Origin of the sequence: Shewanella carassii (assembly GCF_019670705.1) — a bacterium.
GTDB lineage: Bacteria > Pseudomonadota > Gammaproteobacteria > Enterobacterales > Shewanellaceae > Shewanella > Shewanella carassii.
In genome coordinates this window covers 3721124-3739979 of sequence record NZ_AP024618.1, presented here as the reverse complement: position 1 = coordinate 3739979, position 18856 = coordinate 3721124, and the positions used below count along the sequence as shown (strand labels likewise).

Here is an 18856-nt window from a genome sequence, read left to right as displayed (position 1 = left end):
TTTTTACCTCATAAATCAATTGAATATAGGACGTTATACATGAATGGAGCGGGAGGGAGTTCCGGCGGCATTGGTCAGTTTTTTATTGGCCTTATCATGATGTGTGGTGGTGGTTACATGCTGCTCAATGCCATTAGGGTATCCAGCAGTTTTGGTCTTGGCACCCGCTTGTATGGTGTTCCCGCATTTGGCAGCCAGTGGGGGATCACCGGCGGTATGATCCTGGTGCCCTTTATTCTAGGGGTTGGGATGATTTTCTATAACGGCAAGAATATTCTTGGCTGGTTATTGGCGATTGGCTCAATCACAGCGATGATTTTCGGGGTTATTTCTACCATTCACTTCAGCCTGCGCAGCATGAGTAGTTTTGATCTCTTGGTGATCCTAGTATTGCTGACAGGTGGCATAGGTTTGTTCCTGCGTTCACTCAAAGGCAGCTGAGACAGTTAAAGGAGGCAGTGCCTGGGTCGACAACGCCTCTTTATCTTTGTTAAACCACAGCCATGTGGCATGCGCTTTACGATGCTCGACTCGTCTTGCTCTAGGGTTGTCTGATTCCTCTCGAGAGGACAATCGAGCCCTTTTGCATTCGTTAGCGCTCATCGGCAGTCAACGGCAGTGAGGTATCCGGCGGCTTTGGCGGCGGGTCAAGTGTCTGATGACAGACTCGGGCTATCCTCCTTCGAACAGACAACATACACAGCGAGCCATGGGGCGGTTGCGACTCTATCCAACCTGCGCCGCCCGGTTTTTGACAACTTTCAAGCAATCCTCCCCGCCGTTTCCCTGACGGCATTACACAGATAGTTAATTTGTTTTTTGGCTTTAATCTTTAATTTCTAATCGGTTTTATGGCAGTTGGTTGTTTTGCCGAGTTTATTAACTTGGTATTTCCAAAAGTAAAAATTACTGCACATGTCACGGAATGATAATGGATCTCATTTGTGTCTGGATTTTTATTTGTAAGATGTTGCACAATATGGCCACTGTCTGTCCACTCCCTCGATAAGGATTCTAATGAACCGGAAACATGCCCCCGCTAAGCTGTCTATGTGCATATTGTTGAGCCTCTATGGCGGTCAGGCGCTGGCAGCTGAGATAGCGACTTTGCCAGAAACTCAAGCCGAAACCGAAAAGGTGCAGGCCGGGATTAATATTGAACGGCAACAGATCGCCAATACTCCTGTTGGCAATACAGACCTTTCCAGTTTATTACAGCGTCAATCCGGTATCGGTGTGGATAACGGAATTTCCGGTATGCGAGGGGGGGATCTTGCGCCGGAAGCTATCTCCATTGCGGGAGCCCGGCCTCATGAGACTCAATATATGATTGGTGGGGTATCGACCAATAATATTACTACCGCAGGCACACTTGAAAATTCGGGAGCATTGGGCTCAGGCCATACTTCCGGATACTTTGTCGATACCGCATTGATGGAGAGTGTCGAGGTTCTGGATCGCAACATTAGCCCTGAATACGGCGGTTTTACTGGCGGGATCGTCAATGTCGAATTGCGTAAACCGACGAACGAATTCCAACTGGAATATAACTATCGCATGACCGACAGCGACTGGAATGCCAAGCCAGAGACCTCGGCCAAGGATAAAGGATTTGATGATGGGGCCTATGGTGATGGTCGCTATCAACCTAATTATCAAAAACGATTTCATAGTTTGCACCTCAGTGGCGCCATCAGTGAACATCAGAAACTTGCCGTTAATCTGAGTCGCAAAGACTCGGAAATTCCACTTAATAATGGCGGTGAAGTCAAAGATTACGGTCAGAGCATCGACAACCTGTTTCTGACCCACTTCCTGGAATGGGGCCGTTGGCAGCTGCAGTCAGATCTGCGTTATTCCAGTTTCAGTAGCAAGGCATTTCGTAATGATGCTTTGAATAATGACGCCGCTCAGGCCGAAAGCGACTCCACCAGTGAACATCAAGGCTTGGGAGCAACATTCAAACTCGAAGGTGTCTTCGATTGGGGGACCTGGAATACCTCTTTGGCATTTGACCAACTCGAAGATAGCCGCACATCTGAGGTCGATTATCTCAGGATCAATATCATTTCCGGTGAGAACTTTAAACGGGAAAACATCGGAGGGCTCGGCAACCTCAGCCAGACTCAAGACACTTGGCAGCTCAAGTCAACGCTTGAGCTGGCTCCCTTGTATCTCGGACAAACCCGCCATGACCTTATGCTGGGGGCTGAGTTTGTCAGCCAGCAGGCGATGCAGCAGAGAAATAAGGACTTTAGTGCCTTTCAATACTCAGAAAAAAGCTCAGATAACAAGAGTATAGTTAATTGGAACCTGTATGAGGCCGGTAGGGTTGAGGTCGATAGCCGCCGTATCGCCCTGTTTGCTTCGGATACAGTGGCATGGGATAAATTGACGCTCAATCTGGGCGGACGTTTGGAGCATCTGGAGGCGTTTGACGATACAGTATTTTCTCCTCGGCTGAGTGCCAGTTGGGATTTTGACACTGAATTTACCAATAGAGTGACACTGGGTACCAGTCGTTATTATGCCAGCGAGCAGTTGAGTTGGGCGCTGCGCAATGAAGCTAGAATCCTGCATACACAGTATAAAAAATGCACCTCAGCAACCGGTGACTACTCAAGTAACCAGTTGGCTGATTATCAATGCCTTTCGTCTAACCCTAGTCAGGTTCTTGATCTCAATACTGCAGAAGTACCTTACGCCAATGAATACAGCGTGAATTGGGACTTGGAGCTGGGGAATTGGGGGATCAATAGCGGATACCTCATGCGGCAGCAACGCAAGGGCTTATCTATGGTTATGGTCAAGGATCGCATTGCCAATGAGATTAAAAGTGACAGTCATATCCTGAGTCTGGATATCCACAACCTGGAACGATTTAATTTTGTTGGCGGGAAGTTGTCGACTTATTTAAATCTGTCCTATGAGGACCGCAAAGCCAGCGGTAACTTTAGCCCTAAATATGATGCGGTCAATGATCTGTCCAACGCCTATGAGGAGGAGTGGGTCATTTATAACGGCCAATTGATCAAAAGTTCAGAAATGGATACTTCCGGCTTGAGCTCTCCATGGGAAGCCAGATTGGGGGCTGATATTGAATGGGACAGCCTGGGGCTGACCTGGAGTAATCTGCTCAATTATGAAGATGGCCGTAATCTCAGCCAGTTGGTCGGGTATCAAAGGGTTGAGATAGACGGCCAAACAACCCTAGCCAAAGCCATCAACTCGGCCAAAATGGATAGCCTAATCACCTGGGATACCAGTCTGCGCTGGAGCCCGGAAGCCTTGGTGAAACATCACGCCAGTATTGAGCTCAGTGTTACCAACTTACTGGACTCCCATGCTCAGATCAGCACCCATGGCAGCAACATCAATGGTCGCGACATGAGCTTCAACTACTTCAACAAGGGCCGTGAGGTTTGGCTGAGCCTGACTATCCGCAATTGATCTTCTTCATTTGATTTAAAACGGGCCAATGCCGTTGGCCCGTTGCTATAACCTTGGAATAATTATGAAAAAACTCTACCTGGCTGTCATCGTTGGTACGCTTTTGATGACAGGTTGTAGCCAGCCTGTTGTACCGCAGTCGGCTTCCCCCGAGGTGATGAACACCTTGTCTCTTCGCAGTGGCATTGAACAAGGGCAGCTGGCCAATGGTATGCGCTATGTGTTTGCTCACAATGAACATTCCGGTGAGCGTGTCTCTCTGCAATTGATTGTGCATTCCGGCTCCCTAGATGAGGCCGATGATCAACAGGGGATTGCCCATTTGGTTGAACACATGGCATTCAATGGCACCAAGGCCTTTCCGGGCAACGCCATTATTGAACACCAAGAAGCGCTGGGTATGGCGTTTGGCCGCGATGTGAATGCCATGACCGAGTACCACACGACCTCCTATTTCTTGCATCTACCCAATAATTCGCTGCCTATGTTGACAGAAGGCTTCAACATGTTGTCCCAACAGGCGTTTGAGCTGGAATTTGATGCCGCAGAATTGGAAAAAGAGCGTCCTGTCGTTGAGGAAGAGTGGCGCGGCGGACGTAATATGATGGCCAGAATGGGGACAGAAAACCGAGCCATTCTGCTCCAAGGCAGCCGTTATGCCGAGCGTAATCCCATAGGTGATATGGAGTTGGTTCGCCATGTCGATGCGGGGCGGATAAAGGACTTTTGGGAAACCTGGTACCACCCCAATAATATGACCTTAGTGATCGTCGGTAATACAGATAAAGCCACTATTTTACCCCTGCTCAATCAGTTTTTTGCGGCCAAGCCAGCGGCTGAATTACCGCAGCGGGCCGAGATCACCCTGCCTCTGAATAACACACTGCAACTTGCCAGTATTGAAGATGATGAAATCACGACTGAAGTGGTATCCATCAGCTTGCGTGGGGTTCAGGCCGAGGTGATGGATACGGCGAGCCTGCGCGGTGAGCTGATCAATGAGTTGGCGATGGCCATGTTGAGCAAGCGTTTGAATGAAACCTATCAGACCGATGGTGGATATATTACCCGTATGGTGGCCGCCAGCCAGCCGTTGATCCCTGGATACAATAACAACCGCATTATTGCCATTCTTAAAGACAAACAGTATGCGCAAGGATTCTCAGAGCTGTTTACCCAGTTGAGCCGCTATAAGCACCATGGTTTTGAAGCCACAGATCTTGAGGTCGCCAAGGCTAACACCCTGCAGCGCTACAGGCAGATTGCCGAAGGGCAGGCCAATGCCACCAACAATCGGCTCCTGATGGCGATATTCAACCAAATTCGCAGTCAATCTCCTCTATTTGATCCAAGCGGAAAATTCCAACGGGCCGAGCAGCTGCTGGGCAAGATTACTTTGGATGAAATCAATCGCTATTTCGCTGACATGTTGGATGAGCGGGCACCAACGGCAATAGTGCAGCTCAATCCCAAGAATCATGATGCCTTACCCGGTGAAGGTGATGTGCGCCAGCTATGGCTTGAGACCATGGCTAATCCACCTTCGGTCGCAACAAAGAGCGCTCAGATCAAGCCTTTGTTTGAAGCTCGCCCCGATAAGGTAGAGCCGGTGTCCCATCAGGAGATCAATAATACCCATATCTGGCGTTTCGCCAATGGCGCCAGCGTTTGGTTTCTGCCAAGCCAGGAAACAGAGAATCAACTGATGATCCGTTGGCAAGGTCTGGGTGGCAGCACTCATCTGCCACAAGCGCAACAGCGAGCCGCGCAATTGGCGGCGCAGAACCTGGGGCTGTTTGGTTATGGCGGGCATAGTGCCTCTGAACTGGCGGTCGCCAATGCCGGAAAACAGATACGCCAGATGGCCACTGTCTCTGCGACCGAACATATGCTGTTTGGCAACACGGACAGGCATAGCCTGGAAGCCTGGTTGCAAAACTTGAACCTGCGGCTGACAAAACCGCAAACCGATGATGCCGTATGGCAATCACGCAAAAATTTGATTGAGCGGGGATTAAAGAACCGCACCGCAACCGCCGCCGGTCAGTTCAATCACGCCATCGATGCTATTCGTTATCAGGCATTACCCATTATGTTGCCAATGCAGGAGCAGGAGTTGGCACAGATCACCGCCGAGCAGCTGTTGCAAGCCTGGCAAGCCATTTTTGGTCATGCGGCAGATCATCAGTTGGTCATTGTCGGTGACGCCGAGCCTGAAGAGGTGCTCGATCTTGCCAGCCGCTATATTGGCCATCTACCTAAAGGCATAGCTCGTACCGATAAAGTGCTCCCGGCCTTTGGTGAAGGTAAGCATGACATTCGTATTCAAGCCGGCAAGGAGCCTGTCGGTCTGACGACTGTGCTGTTTAATGTTGCTTACCCTTACAGTGTTGACGCCGAGCAGCAGGCACAGCTTCTCAGCCGGATTATCGGTACTCGCTTGAGAGAGGCCTTGAGGGAATCTGCCGGTGGAGTATACAGCCCAAGGTTTGGTATACGCCTGGATCGTGAGCGGCAACAAGCCTACGGCATGATCAGTTACAGCCATCAACCGCAACGCGGAGATGAACTGCGTAAGCTTGCCTCTGATGTGATCAGCAAAGTACTGAGTGAGGGGATTACCGATAGAGAGCTGGCTCAGGTGAAACAACAGTTTCAATCATCATTGGCGCCTGAAGTACTGACCGATAGACACAGGTTCAGTACCTTGGTGGATAACGCCAGATTCAATCGCTTTGAACGTTTGCCGGAAGATTATCTGAACTGGCTGGAACAGGTGACCAAAGAGGAATTGGATGCCCTGGCCCAAGTGGTGCTGACCAGTCCCAATCAGATTGATGCACGTTTGACCCCAGAATTGAATTGAGCAAGCGGGCCCGGCGTTTGTCGCCGGGCCGGAGAGTGTATATGTTGATAGTGAAACAATTCTGGCTTTTGGCTAAACCTTACTGGGCCGACAGGCGCAACTGGTTTACCTGGGTGCTGTTATGCGTGTGTATTGCCGCCCACCTGGCCGAAGTGGAAGTGGCTGTATGGCTCAATGATTGGAACGGTGAGTTTTTTGATGCTATCGCCGCGGTCGATGTGGATAAAATCTATCCGTTACTGATTGAGTTTACTGGTATTTTGGCCTTGCTGGTTTTACTGGCGGTTTATAGCAACTGGTTGATCCAACTGATAGTCATACGTTGGCGTACGGCGTTGACCGCAGAGTTTGTCGGCAAGTGGCTGACAGACAAGCGTTATTATCGCCTGGGACTGGGCAGTGAGCCGGATAACCCGGATCAACGCATAGCCGAAGACACGCGGCTATTGGCCGACAGCACAGTGAAACTGTTTGTCGGCGGCATTCAGTCGCTGGCCACCTTGCTGACCTTTTCCGCCATTCTGTGGCAGTTGTCCGGTAATCTAAGCTTTGAATGGCAGGGAGAGCCGACACAAATTGCCGGTTATCTGTTTTGGGTGGCATTAATCTACTCCATCTTCGGCACCATGTTGACCCACTTCTTTGGCCATCAATTACATGGTTTGAATTTCCAGCAACAGCGTAAAGAAGCCAACTTTCGTGCCCTGTTATTACGTAAATTGGATGCCGCCGAGCAGATCGCCTTGCTGGGGGGCGAACGTCGAGAACAGCAGCAATTGAAGCAGAGTTTCGACGATATTGCGGGTAACTGGATCTCTTTGATGAATCGCGAGAAAAAGCTCGGTTTCATCATCAATACCTATCACAGGATTGCCACTATGTTGCCCTTGTTTGCCGGGATCCCGGCATTATTGGCCAAGAGCATCACCATAGGTGGTCTGTTCCAAGTGCGGATGGCTTTTATGCGGGTCTACAGTGCGCTCAGTTGGTTTGTGCACCAGTACGACGAGCTGACTCGCTGGAGTGCCACCGTCGTACGTTTATCCCAGTTTATACAGGCACTTGAACAACTTCCCTTGGGGGATGAAGTCCCCAAGGCGCAAGGGCTCGCTTGTGACAAGCTGTCAGTGGCCAAACCCAATGGCGACTGGTTAATTGAAGAGTTGGATTTTCGACTGAATCCGGCGGCTTGTCTGATGGTCAGCGGCGCCAGTGGGTTGGGCAAATCAACGCTTCTACGAACGCTGGCCGGAATATGGCCCTTCTATAAAGGCCGCTATCGCCACGGCCAGGGGCAAACTCTGCTGTTGCCTCAAAAGCCTTATTTGCCCAGCGGCTCGCTGCGGGACTGCCTGTGTTATCCGGGGGAGGGGCTATGGACGGATTCTGAGCTGCAACAAGCCTTGAGCTTGGTGGGGCTGGCAGCGCTCGCCAATCAGTTGGATGTTGAAGCGCCGTGGCAGCAAAAACTCTCAGGAGGGGAGCAGCAGAGATTGAGCCTCGCCCGAGCGCTCTTACACAAACCCCAAACTCTGATTTTGGATGAAGCGACCAGCAGCTTAGATGAACCCTCTGCCAAAGCCATGGTGACTGTGCTGAAACAGCAATTGCCAGAAACCAGCATCATGATGGTCTCTCATCAACGCCATCTAGATGCCTTATTTGAACAAACACTGGATCTGAACGCTTACGCCAATGTGGCAAACCTAAGGGGGGCACAATGAAACGGCTACACGGGTGGCGCCTGGGTATTGGCATGCTGGGCCTAGGTTTGATTTCAGGCGCTTATGCCGATGCCCTGCAAACAACCGACGCTATGATGGAAGAGAAGTTGGGATATGACAAAGCCGGTACAGAGTTGAAAGCTCACTGGCAACAGGAACAACAAAGCCTGAGTCGTTTACTCAACAACTATCGAGTGGAACGCCAGTTGCTGCAACAGAGGCTGCAATCGGCTAATGCCGAGGAGGGTGAGGCCGGAGCTCGCCGGGAAGCATTGGCATCGGAGCAATTATTGCTGGAGCAAGAGGCCGGGCAGTACAGCAAATTGGTGGATACAGCCGCCCAGCGGTTGTCTGCCATTTGGTCAAGATTGCCGGCTCCCGTGGTGCGTGAACAGCAAGACGAGTTGAACTTGCTGCTTAATTCCCAGGAAAAATTGGCTAGTCGATTTACGGCCTTGGTAAATTTAATCGAGGCCTTGGTGAGTTTTGATCAAAGCATAAGTTTGGATCACACCCTGCTTGTACAGGAAGAACAACAGTGGCAAGCCCAAGTGCTCTATTTGGGCCTGGGGCGAGCACTTTATCGCTTGCCGGACGGTTCCCGCACCGGAGTGGGGTTCCCGGATGACTCAGGCTGGAAGTGGCAGACTGTTGCGGCAGAGGACCATGATGCCATCAATAACGCCTTTGCCATTTACTTACAGCAGCAGTCTGCGGCTTTGGTGTCACTGCCTTTGCTCACCGGCGAGCAGGGAGGTGATGGTCAATGAAAAAACGCCTGTTTGGGATCTTTGCTGTGGTGAAGATCGCCGCCGTCACCGCCTTACCTTTGGGCATGGCTCACAGCGCCAATGCCCAAGACCCTATGCTCGAATATCAAGCTCAGTTGAAGCGAGAATTGGTTCACTCCAAAGACAGATTCACGCAAGCGCAAAAGCGGGTTGAATCGGAGCGGGGCGCCCTACTCAAACAGCTTACTGCTCTGGAAACTGAGCTTATTGGCTTACGCCAGCAACTGGCGGGGCAAACCCGGGCGCAGGATGAAGCCTTTGTCAGTATTGCCGCCATGGAAAAGCGTTTGAATCAATGGCAGGAGCAAAATCGCTATATTCATAATCTGTTGGTTCGTCATGCCGGTCATAATGGCGGCGATCCCTTGAGTGTGTTACAGCAAGAGTTAGTCGAGTTACCGAGCCAACTGGCCCCGCAATGGACGCCAGGGCAAGCGATTGCCGCCAATGGCGCAATTGTCAGTGGCAAGCGCTTGGATATCGGCCCCCTTAGCTATTTACTGACGCAGCAAGAGCTGAGTCTACTGCAATGGCAGGACACCCTTGGCCATGAGTTGCCAGTGATAATGCTGTCCTTGAGCCAGACATCGGCCAGCCATCTCCCCGTCGATGTGAGCGGAAGCCGCGCCCTGCGCATTGCCGCCGAGGAAAAAAACTGGTGGCAGCGCTTGGAGCTTGGCGGCATATGGGTATTTCCCATTATCGGCATGGGAATCTTGGCGCTGGTGATGGCCTTGAAAAAAGCCTGGCAGCTTCGCGGCCAACCCAAGCCCAATTGTGCATTGGTGGCCAGATTTATGTCTGATGGCCAATTGCCGGAAGGCGCCGGATGGCAGCGGGAATTGATCCGTGAGGCTTGGCAGCGCCGGGGTTGTGGTATGGAGTCCATGGCCGATCAGTTGCATCAAATTCTGCTGCAGTTCAAGTCCCGTCAAGATGCCGGTATGGCAATGATCGCCGCAACGGCGGCCGTGGCTCCTCTGATGGGGTTGCTGGGGACTGTCAGTGGCATGATCCATACCTTCGAAATGATGAATCTGTTTGGTAATCAGGATTCCAGCTTATTGGCGGGTGGCATTTCTGAAGCCCTGATAACTACTGAGCTGGGCTTGGTGGTGGCGATCCCGGCATTGCTCATTCATGCCTGGCTCAGCCGACGTCATCAAGGCTTATTGAATCAGCTGGAAGCCGACGTCATGTTGCTGAACCAGTTGGGAGATAGACGAGATGAGTGACGCTTTGCACCAGTATCTGCCTGATTGGGTGCTCGGGGGCGGCCCCATTTTGGTGTTTATTCTGTTTTTTGCCGTAGTGCTCTATTGGCAGCTGGCAGATTTACTACTGCAACTTAAGTGTGTCGGTGGCAAAAGTTGCTGGCAATGCCGTAACCACAAGTGTGTACAGCTGCTTGCCTGGGTGAGTGCCGCACCGTTACTCGGCTTATTGGGGACAGTGGATGGCCTGCTCGGCAGCTTCGAGGCCATGACTCAGGGGCATGGTGAGGCGATAACTCGGGGAATGGCGCAAGCCTTGTTGACCACAGAGGTGGGGTTGGCCGTCGCGATCCCTGCCTGGTTATTGTTGCTGCTTGGACAGCAGCATTGTCAATCTCAATTGGAACAGCAGATATGAAGTATCGCCGCCCCCTGCTCAGCCAACAGCAAGAGAAGAATCTGGCAGTAGATATCTCTCCTCTACTGGATGTTGTATTTATTCTGCTGATTTTTTTCATCGTCTCTGCGGTATTTGTGCGCGAGACCGGCGTGGAAATTCATCGACCTCAGGCTGCCAGTAGCGAGAGTGTCGCCGAACGGAGCGTGTTGTTGGCCATTACGGCCAATGGTGAAGTTTGGCATGGCGGGGCTCATATTGGCCTTGCCGGCGTTGCCCCTTTGCTGAGGCAGATGAGTGACCGCCCAGTGGTCATTCAGGCCGATAAAGACATAGATGCCGGACGCCTTATCGCGTTGATAGATGCCTGCAAATTGGCGACATCGGCCAGCGTCAGTGTGGCAACGACTTTGGAGTAGAAGATGGCTTATTTTTCTCAGCGGATATCGTTTCCCCGGCCCTTACTTAAACTCATGTTGGTATTGCTGATGCTGCTCTTGCTGGGCACCATAATGCAAGTCAGAAAGCACGCGTCCTCGGCGCCGGAACAACTCTTGGTGAGAGAGGTGGTGGTGGCCAAGTTGACACCACCACCCGCACCGCCGCAAGCGCAGCATCAAGATGCCTCCAACCAACACCCCAAGTTGCTGTTGAGTGACTCGGCCGCCGAAGTCAGTTTAATGGTCACCCCTATGGAGGTGGCATTGCCAACACTCAGTGGCCCGGTAGCACCTGAGCCCAGTGCGCTGGCGCTGCCAAGTTTCAGTCTGTCTCAGCAGGAGACAGTTGCCGAAAGCATAGAAACCTTTGCCTTGGAACAGTTGGATCAGGTGCCAAGATTACTCAGCCGAATTTCCGCCAAAGTCCCACAGTCACTGGCGGCAAAAGGGGTGCATGAATTGCAACTGACCTTGCATGTGGTCATTCACGAAAACGGGAGTGCTGAGTTCAAGGGACTGGAGTCTCAGCCTTTGGCAGAGTTGCTTCAAGTCGCGCAACAAATTGCTCATCAAGCCAGATTCACGGCTCCGATGCGCGGCGGCGTAAAAGTTAAGGCCGAGTTCTATTGGCCGGTAAGGATTAAAGCATGAGATATTTTGCCTTGAGGGGAGCCAATGGTGGGCGCTGGTTAGTGTTGCCTGTGTTGCTGGTGTTGTCCCTTTATCGTTTTGCTTCAGCAAATGAGTTAGTAGATTTACCCTCAGTGCCGCAGTTTATGATGAGTCCCATAGGGCAATATGAACCTGGGATCGATCTGGAAGAGCGGCAGGTGCTGCGTCAAGTCAGTAAATTGGTTGAAGCCGACAAGTTTACCGAGGCCAGGGTTGAACTCAAGTTGGCCTTGAGCCGTTCCGGAGACGCCGCCCTTTGGTACACCTTGGCCGGGATTGAGCAGCAGCTGGGGGATTTGAAGGCTGCCGCCCAGGCGTTGGAGAGCGCCCTGCAACTCTTGCCCGATTTCACCCGTGCCCAGGTTCAGTTAGCCGGGATCTTAACCTTGCAGAAGCGTTATGTTGAGGCTCGCCCCTGGTTGCAAAAAGCCCTGGCCCGGCAGGCCAGTGCGCCCTTGTATGGCATGTTGGGATACGGCTATTTACTGGAGGCTGAATATCTCCCCGCTAGGGCGGCTTATCAGCAAGCCCTGTTGTTGGATGCCGACAATCGGGAGTATCAAAAAGCGCTGTTGCAACTGTCATTGGCCATGGATGACTTAGCAGGGGCAGAGCAAGCTTTGAATTTATTGATTAAGTCAGACCCCTCCCAGAGCAAAAAAGAGGCGGAACTCTATCTGCTCAGGGCTAATCTGGCACTAAGGCAGGGGCATGATATTAAGGCCATCAATAGTTTGACCTTGGCGAAGTCCTTATCTGATAACCATAAGCAACGCCGAGCCATTGATTGGCAATTGTCGCAGCTTTATCTGAAAAATGGCTTGCATGAAAATGCCTTACCGGCGCTTTATGCCGTGGTTAATGCCGGGACCTTGCCCCCTTGGTCCGAGTTGATAGTGACCCTGAATTATCTGTTACAACAGCAGCAACACCAGGCGGTGAGTGAGCTGGCCGCCAAACTGATGCAACAGAAAAATCTGCCTCAGGTGCAACAGAGTCAGCTGTATGTCTTGATGGGCAAGGGGATGGTATCGGAAGGAAAAAGTGTATCTGCGGTTAAAAAGTTTACTCAGGCGTTGTCTTTGGATGCCCTGAATGGGGACGCCTTGATTGAATTGGCGCTGCTCAAGCAAGAGGCGCAGCCGCAAACTGCGGAGCAACTGCTGCAGCGGGCGGCCGATATCCCCGAAACTCAGATCAGGGCGTTGACTCTACTCGCTCAGCTGTTGGTTGAACAACAGCGTTACGACAGAGCCTTGCTGGCATTGAAACAGGTGTCGCATCTGGCGCCGGATACCCCAGGGCTTAAGCAAAATCTGCAAGTCGTGACCAATTTAACGCGTTTGAGCCGCTAAGCGGTTTCGAGAGGGGCCGAGCTATCTCTTCGGGGGCTGCCCTGCTCGGTATCTTGGGTTAGACAGCATTATTGATAACCGCTGACTTGAAGGCTGGTGTTTAGCCTTTAATCTCACTGTCAGTGGACGAGCCCCTGACATAGAACGTAATATAGCGCCTGTATTAGGTTTTAACTCAATCGGTTCCCGTTAATATGCTGCTGATGATCGACAACTATGATTCCTTTACCTTCAATCTGGTGCAGTATTTTCAGCAGTTGGGGCAGCAGCCTGTTATCAAGCGTAACGATGAGATTGGCCTCGATGAGATCCGTGAGTTGGCACCGGATTATCTGGTGATCTCTCCCGGGCCCTGTAGCCCGGATCAGGCGGGGATCTCGCTGGCCGCCATCGAACATTTTGCCGGTGAGTTGCCTATTCTGGGTGTCTGTCTTGGACACCAATCGCTGGCTCAGGTGTTCGGTGCCAAGGTGGTTCGGGCCAAGCGGGTGATGCACGGTAAGACATCGGCAATCAGTCACCATGGCCACGGGCTGTTTCAAGGCCTGGCCAACCCCTTGACTGTGACTCGTTATCACTCGCTGTTGATTGACAGCGTGCCCCAAGGTTTTACTCTGGATGCCTGGTATGACGACCCGCTACACGGGCGGGAAATCATGGCCATCAGCCATGCCGAGAAACGCCTCTACGGTGTGCAGTTTCATCCCGAATCTATTCTGACCCAGCAAGGGCTGGAATTGCTGAATAATTTTCTGCGTCTGGCGTAGCAGAGCCTCGAGTTTAAAGGGGGGTATCCGCCCGAAGGATGCTCTGTGACTTACCCCCCCCCCCTCTCCTTAACAAGCCTTTACAAGTTTTCAGCTTTTGCCGAACAACATCCCCTGACAAATATGGTATAACAGGCCGCAATCGCTTGTTTTCTATCATATGCCGCTTCCCGGCGGCCAAGATAACTATAAATAAAGGAAGGATGATGAAAAGCCTGATGCGTCATGCCGGTCTGAGTGTTTTGACTCTGGCCGTTCTCAGCGGCTGCGCCGCCACCGAGCCGCAACTCACCACCCAAGAGATCACCAACCCCAGCCAAACAGTACCCTTGGCAGCGCCTCCTGTGGCCGATAAGCCGTTAACTCTGAATCAAATTATGGCGGATCCCGATTGGATGGGACTCGCCCCCAAGGGTGCCTACTGGAGCGATGACAGCAGCGCTGTGCTGTTTGCCCGCCAGCAGAGTGCATCTGCGCTGCGCAGTTACTATCGTCAGGGAGTGACAGACAAACAGGCGCAGGAACTGGCGTTGTCTGAACTGCATACCGTCTCACAACGAGACGGCGTTCTGAGCCCAGATAAACGCCGCAAGGCTTATATCTATCAGGGCAACCTGTTTGTAAAGGACTTGGGCAGCGGTGAGATTACTCAGTTGACCCGGCAAAATACCAAGATTGAAGGACTGCGCTTTTTAGCGAATGGTGATCTTGCCTATTGGCAGGCGGGGCAGGTATTCAGATTGCATGCAGGCTCGGGCCTTGTGGAACAGCTCGCGGATATCAAGATGGCCAAAGAGCCGGTGCAGACCCAAGAGCCGGAAACTTATCTCGCCAAAGAGCAACATAAACTGATCCGCTATGTGGCCAAGCAGCAGGAAAACGCCAAGTCTCGGGAGACATATCAGCAGCAGCTACAGAGTGAAGATCCGACCCTGACGGCCAAGCCTTGGTATCTGGGTGAGAGTGAGCAACTGGTGGAACTGAGCCTGTCGCCGGACGGTCGCTATCTGTTGTTGGCTTTGCAGGATAAGAGTTATAACTGGCGTGGCGAGCATGACATCATGCCCAACTATCTTGGCAAAGATGGCTATGTCGATCCCGTGCCGGTGCGAGCCAGAGTGGCTGAAGACAAGGCACCGGGGCAGCGTTTGGTGTTGCTGGATTTGCAGCAGCGGAGTCAGAAAGAGATAACCATCGAAGGCTTGAGCGGCTACGACCAGGATGTGTTGGCCGAGGTTAAGGCCGAAAACGCCAAGGCGAAAGGCGAGCGCTATGAAAGCAAAAAAGCCCCGCGCAAGATCCAACTGATGCAGGATTGGGGCTGGCGCCAGAGCGCTATTCAATGGCAAGAGTCGGGCGAGCGAGTGGCCGTAATGCTGGAAGCCGTGGACAACAAAGACCGTTGGCTGGCCCGGGTCGATCTGGCCAAGGGCAAGCTAATCACTGAGCACAGGCTGCATGATGATGCCTGGGTAAACTATGACTACAATCAGTACGGTTGGCTACCCGGCAGCGACACCCTGTACTATCTGTCGGAAGAGAGCGGTTATTCGCAGCTGTATCTCAAGCCGCTCGGCGGCAAGGCGCGGGCTTTGACCTCGGGCAAGTTCGTGGTCAGTGACTTAACCCTGAGCCCGGATAACCGTTATATTTACTACAAGGCCAACAAGGATCACCCCGGCAAGTACAATGTCTATCGGGTTGAGATCAGTAGCGGCAAAGATGAACAGTTGACTCAGTGGAACGGTGTGCTCGACTACAGCTTGAGCCCGGATGGTCGTTCGCTGCTGTTGACTGCCTCCAGCCTGACCCGGCCGGATGAGCTCTATATTCAAGCCATAGGCGGTGAGTTGACTCAACTGACCCATTACACCAGTGATAGCTTCAAGAGTTATCCTTGGCAGGCGCCGGAGGTGGTTGCCGTGCCCTCCAGCCATGGCGCCGGTGAAGTCTATGCCAGGGTGTATCTGCCGGCTGGTTTCGACAAAGATCGCGCCGAGTCATATCCGGCAGTGATCTTCAATCATGGTGCCGGTTATCTGCAGAATGCCCATTATGGGTTTTCCGGTTATTTCCGTGAGTTCATGTTCCATAACCTGCTGGCACAGCAGGGATATGTGGTGATGGACATGGATTATCGCGGCTCCAAAGGCTATGGCCGCGACTGGCGCACCGCTATCTACCGCAACATGGGGCATCCGGAAGTGGAAGACTTGGCCGATGGCGTCAAGTGGATGAGCCAACATGCCAATGTTGATGCCAAGCGGGTGGGCACCTATGGCGGTTCTTACGGCGGCTTTTTGACCTTTATGGCACTGTTTACTCAACCCGAGTTGTTCCAGGTCGGTGCCGCGCTGCGGCCGGTGACCGACTGGGCTCACTATAATGCGCCTTATACCTCGAACATACTCAACACCCCAGAGGTGGACCACATCGCCTATGAACGCAGCTCGCCCATCTACCATGCCGAGGGTTTGCAAAAGCCGCTGCTGATCATGAGCGGAGTCATGGACGACAACGTCTTCTTCCAGGACAGTGTCCGCCTAGTGCAGCGACTGATAGAGCTGGAAAAGCCGATGTTTGAGACGGCTATCTATCCGGTGGAACCCCATGGCTTCAGACAGCCATCGAGCTGGCTGGACGAGTATCGCCGCATCTATAAGTTGTTTGAACAAGAGTTGAAATAATCACTTTACAGGCCTCATTCGAGGCCTGTTTCTTTTTGCTATCAAGATATTGCTGATAAAGCCGCTACATATATAACAATAAAGGGGCTAACATAAAAACACAGGGCCCGGACACGGGCGTGGCAGGAAGGGACTGATTTGGCCTTGTCGGTAGCGGGTGGCGTTAAACCCGGTAGTGTAATAGAGATAGAGCAGCGCCTGTATCAACAACTGATACTGGGTAAGCAGCGCATTGACAGCGGTGGCGATGAGCTTGAACCTGAGCTGGAGGCGGTGGCCTTCAAGCTTGAGGTTGAACGTGAGGCGACTCTGGAGCGGCTCGCCAGGCAGCAACAAGCCAAGGCGCTCTATCAGAAGGTATCGGCTCAGTTAATCGAGACTCTGGCGGCAGAGCTCGGCAACCGTCTTGCCTCCATCGAAGAGGTGACACGCTTATCAGGCATCACAGACAAACAGATCTTGCTGCTGGAGCTATTGCAGCATCCAAGGCTGGATCTGGCACGTCTTCGCCCGGTCGTTGCCGAGCAGAGTTGGCTGGTGAGAGACTTGAGCTCTCTGGTCAACAGTCCCTCATTCAGGGCTCGCAGGCCGCAGAATCTGGATGTACAGCTGACAGATCTCAAGTTGGTACTCAGCTATATCGGGGTTGAAAATCTGCGCATTTTAGTCCCTTACTACACCTGTCGTCATTGGCTGCCCACTGGTCATGCCAGTCTGCTTTGGACGGTACGTAAGCTATGGCGTTTCTCGCAGGTGCAGGGCATTGCTGCCAGAACCCTGGCCAAGTTACATGACTTGGATGCCCCTATGCTGTATGCGGTTTCCCTGATGCAACAACTGGGGATCTCTGTGCTGCTCTCCATGAGCGCCAAGCTGTTTGAGCAGTTGCGTGGCTCCTGGCTCAGAGAGGCGAGTCGAGACAGGGATAAGGCACTCTATGATGCCATTGCCCTGTGTGATTTCCCCGCGGCCCTGGTCTATTCCTTGATCAAACAACATGCCGGAGCGCTCAATTGGCAACTGCCGACCCAGCTTGGGTTTGCGGATGCCGCCATGGTGACCCTCCTTAAAGAGCGGGATACGGCACTGAGTTTTAATCAACTCTCATCCCATGCGGCTGTGCTAGCCAAAGCCGATTGTTTTGCCAAGTGTTTTTTACTGGAAGAGATGCGGCAACTGGAATTCAGGGACAGGCGGATCATGATGGCGTATCATGAGCTCACTGAACAGGAACTCATTCGTCTCAAAGGCCAGAATTACCGCAAACCCGAACTGCTTTAAGCGCTTGCGGCGCCTGTAGGCCTTTCATGGAGGAGCTATGCCCAGTTGGCAAGCCTCGGTATTGAACCGGTTGTTAACTTATGTGGCGCGGCCATCGGTCAGTCGCGGCAGTGCCAAAGTCCCACTCAGTGTTATTCGTCAGCGTTTGCTGGAGATGGATCGTCGCTTGCTGGGCTGGCCGCCGGAACTCAAGGTCGAACACTGGCCGTTGAGCCACTCGCCGCTCATCCATTACCAGCTGCCGCAACCCAGAGAAGTCAGCCTCTTTTATATCCGCGGCGGCGGCTTCTGTTTTAAGACCCCCCATGCCCATGCCCGTTTTCTGGCCGATATCATGCAGCGCAGTCTGGCAGATTGTTACGTGCCCGATTATCGTCTGGCACCTGAGCACCCATTTCCGGCGGCCTGTGATGATGTGCTGGAAGCTTATCGGATGACGCTTGAGCATTGTGACCCGGACAAACTGGTGCTGATGGGGGACTCGGCCGGAGGCAACCTGGCCTTGAGCCTGTTGTTACAGCTGAAACAGCTTGAGTTACCGTTGCCGAGAGCCTGCGTGTTGCTGTCTCCGGCCTTGGATCTCGGTATTACAGGCGATACCGAGCGCATTTTGGCAGCTGACGACCCCTTGTTTACCGTTGAATCCCTGCTCAGACTCAGGGGGGCCTATCTCGCCGGTAGCAACCCCATGTCTGAGCGAGTCTCGCCGCTTTATGGCTGTTTTAAGGACTTGCCGCCCATCTTGCTGCTGGCCGGTACCCGTGAGTTGTTGCTGCAGGATGCCGAGCGCCTGCAACAGGCGGTATTGCGCGACGGCGGTCACATAGAAGCCGGTTTTTACCTCCATATGCCCCATGTCTTTCCACTATTTGAACTGCTGCCCGAGGCCACTGAGGCCAGGGGGCAAATCGCTGCTTTTATACGCAATAATCTGCTGTTATGATGCGTTGCTAACTATGCATTTTTTATGAATAGTTAGTGGTTTGGGCGTCAGTTAAGACTTTTTGTGACTATTTATGCCGTTAAATGGCAGTTATTTGCCTGCTTAATTCTCAAACTCAGATCTTTATGCATTTACAGGTTAATAACTTGGCCATGATTATTGATAAAACTGGTGTTTTGATCACAATTTCGCTAATAATGACACCTAAGCAACACAAGTGGGTGCAGTTTTGCTCACAAAAAATAAAGATTAACTGCTTAAATTGGTGG

General features: G+C 52.3%; 14 protein-coding genes. All 14 read left to right on the top strand.

Features of this window, described 5'->3' with window-relative positions:
- The first annotated feature begins 39 nt into the window (after positions 1–39).
- The 14 genes from K5621_RS16830 to K5621_RS16765 all read left to right on the top strand — a co-directional run bounded on the left by K5621_RS16830 (position 40) and on the right by K5621_RS16765 (position 18587).
- Positions 40–441, top strand: a complete 402-nt coding sequence (locus K5621_RS16830; RefSeq protein ID WP_100144742.1) for a hypothetical protein — start codon at positions 40–42, stop codon at positions 439–441.
- Between the two features lie 576 nt (positions 442–1017).
- Positions 1018–3450: a TonB-dependent receptor plug domain-containing protein gene (locus tag K5621_RS16825; RefSeq protein WP_221049835.1), complete on the top strand. Its 2433-nt coding sequence runs from the start codon at positions 1018–1020 to the stop codon at positions 3448–3450.
- Positions 3451–3514: 64 nt separating this feature from the next.
- Complete coding sequence (locus K5621_RS16820; RefSeq protein WP_221049834.1) at positions 3515–6316, top strand: M16 family metallopeptidase; 2802 nt, start codon at positions 3515–3517, stop codon at positions 6314–6316.
- A 41-nt stretch (positions 6317–6357) separates the two neighbouring features.
- Entirely contained in the window at positions 6358–8040 is a 1683-nt protein-coding gene (locus tag K5621_RS16815; RefSeq protein ID WP_221049833.1) for an ABC transporter ATP-binding protein/permease, read from the top strand.
- Positions 8037–8810: a DUF3450 family protein gene (locus K5621_RS16810; RefSeq protein ID WP_221049832.1), complete on the top strand. Its 774-nt coding sequence runs from the start codon at positions 8037–8039 to the stop codon at positions 8808–8810. The genes K5621_RS16815 and K5621_RS16810 overlap by 4 nt, the downstream gene beginning before the upstream one ends.
- Positions 8807–10066, top strand: coding sequence for a MotA/TolQ/ExbB proton channel family protein (locus K5621_RS16805; protein WP_221049831.1), 1260 nt, complete (start codon positions 8807–8809; stop codon positions 10064–10066). Before K5621_RS16810 ends, K5621_RS16805 begins: the two co-directional genes overlap by 4 nt.
- Positions 10059–10463, top strand: coding sequence for a MotA/TolQ/ExbB proton channel family protein (locus K5621_RS16800; RefSeq protein ID WP_221049830.1), 405 nt, complete (start codon positions 10059–10061; stop codon positions 10461–10463). Before K5621_RS16805 ends, K5621_RS16800 begins: the two co-directional genes overlap by 8 nt.
- Complete coding sequence (locus K5621_RS16795) at positions 10460–10861, top strand: ExbD/TolR family protein (RefSeq protein WP_221049829.1); 402 nt, start codon at positions 10460–10462, stop codon at positions 10859–10861. The genes K5621_RS16800 and K5621_RS16795 overlap by 4 nt, the downstream gene beginning before the upstream one ends.
- Positions 10862–10864: 3 nt before the next feature.
- The gene (locus tag K5621_RS16790; RefSeq protein ID WP_100144758.1) at positions 10865–11533 is read left to right on the top strand and encodes an energy transducer TonB; all 669 of its coding nucleotides are present in this window, start codon (positions 10865–10867) and stop codon (positions 11531–11533) included.
- Positions 11530–12909 carry a tetratricopeptide repeat protein gene (locus tag K5621_RS16785; protein ID WP_221049828.1) on the top strand — a complete coding sequence of 460 codons (1380 nt, stop codon included), beginning with the start codon at positions 11530–11532 and terminating at the stop codon, positions 12907–12909. The genes K5621_RS16790 and K5621_RS16785 overlap by 4 nt, the downstream gene beginning before the upstream one ends.
- 194 nt (positions 12910–13103) lie before the next feature.
- The gene (locus K5621_RS16780; RefSeq protein WP_100144762.1) at positions 13104–13676 is read left to right on the top strand and encodes an aminodeoxychorismate/anthranilate synthase component II; all 573 of its coding nucleotides are present in this window, start codon (positions 13104–13106) and stop codon (positions 13674–13676) included.
- Positions 13677–13882: 206 nt separating this feature from the next.
- A complete protein-coding gene (locus K5621_RS16775) occupies positions 13883–16363 on the top strand; it encodes a S9 family peptidase (RefSeq protein ID WP_221049827.1) in 2481 nt (826 codons plus the stop codon).
- A 138-nt stretch (positions 16364–16501) separates the two neighbouring features.
- Positions 16502–17644, top strand: coding sequence for an HDOD domain-containing protein (locus K5621_RS16770; RefSeq protein WP_221049826.1), 1143 nt, complete (start codon positions 16502–16504; stop codon positions 17642–17644).
- Between the two features lie 37 nt (positions 17645–17681).
- On the top strand, positions 17682–18587 hold the full coding sequence (locus K5621_RS16765) for an alpha/beta hydrolase (protein ID WP_221049825.1): 906 nt from the start codon (positions 17682–17684) through the stop codon (positions 18585–18587).
- The last annotated feature ends 269 nt before the right edge of the window (positions 18588–18856 follow it).

Bases quoted from the DNA above. Each gene is read 5' to 3' on its own strand.
- K5621_RS16775 (WP_221049827.1), top strand. From the start codon at position 13,883: ATGAAAAGCCTGATGCGTCATGCCGGTCTGAGTGTTTTGACTCTGGCC.
- K5621_RS16780 (WP_100144762.1), top strand. From the start codon at position 13,104: ATGCTGCTGATGATCGACAACTATGATTCCTTTACCTTCAATCTGGTG.
- K5621_RS16815 (WP_221049833.1), top strand. From the start codon at position 6,358: ATGTTGATAGTGAAACAATTCTGGCTTTTGGCTAAACCTTACTGGGCC.
- K5621_RS16825 (WP_221049835.1), top strand. From the start codon at position 1,018: ATGAACCGGAAACATGCCCCCGCTAAGCTGTCTATGTGCATATTGTTG.
- K5621_RS16790 (WP_100144758.1), top strand. From the start codon at position 10,865: ATGGCTTATTTTTCTCAGCGGATATCGTTTCCCCGGCCCTTACTTAAA.
- K5621_RS16830 (WP_100144742.1), top strand. From the start codon at position 40: ATGAATGGAGCGGGAGGGAGTTCCGGCGGCATTGGTCAGTTTTTTATT.
- K5621_RS16765 (WP_221049825.1), top strand. From the start codon at position 17,682: ATGCCCAGTTGGCAAGCCTCGGTATTGAACCGGTTGTTAACTTATGTG.
- K5621_RS16795 (WP_221049829.1), top strand. From the start codon at position 10,460: ATGAAGTATCGCCGCCCCCTGCTCAGCCAACAGCAAGAGAAGAATCTG.
- K5621_RS16820 (WP_221049834.1), top strand. From the start codon at position 3,515: ATGAAAAAACTCTACCTGGCTGTCATCGTTGGTACGCTTTTGATGACA.
- K5621_RS16785 (WP_221049828.1), top strand. From the start codon at position 11,530: ATGAGATATTTTGCCTTGAGGGGAGCCAATGGTGGGCGCTGGTTAGTG.
- K5621_RS16810 (WP_221049832.1), top strand. From the start codon at position 8,037: ATGAAACGGCTACACGGGTGGCGCCTGGGTATTGGCATGCTGGGCCTA.
- K5621_RS16800 (WP_221049830.1), top strand. From the start codon at position 10,059: ATGAGTGACGCTTTGCACCAGTATCTGCCTGATTGGGTGCTCGGGGGC.
- K5621_RS16805 (WP_221049831.1), top strand. From the start codon at position 8,807: ATGAAAAAACGCCTGTTTGGGATCTTTGCTGTGGTGAAGATCGCCGCC.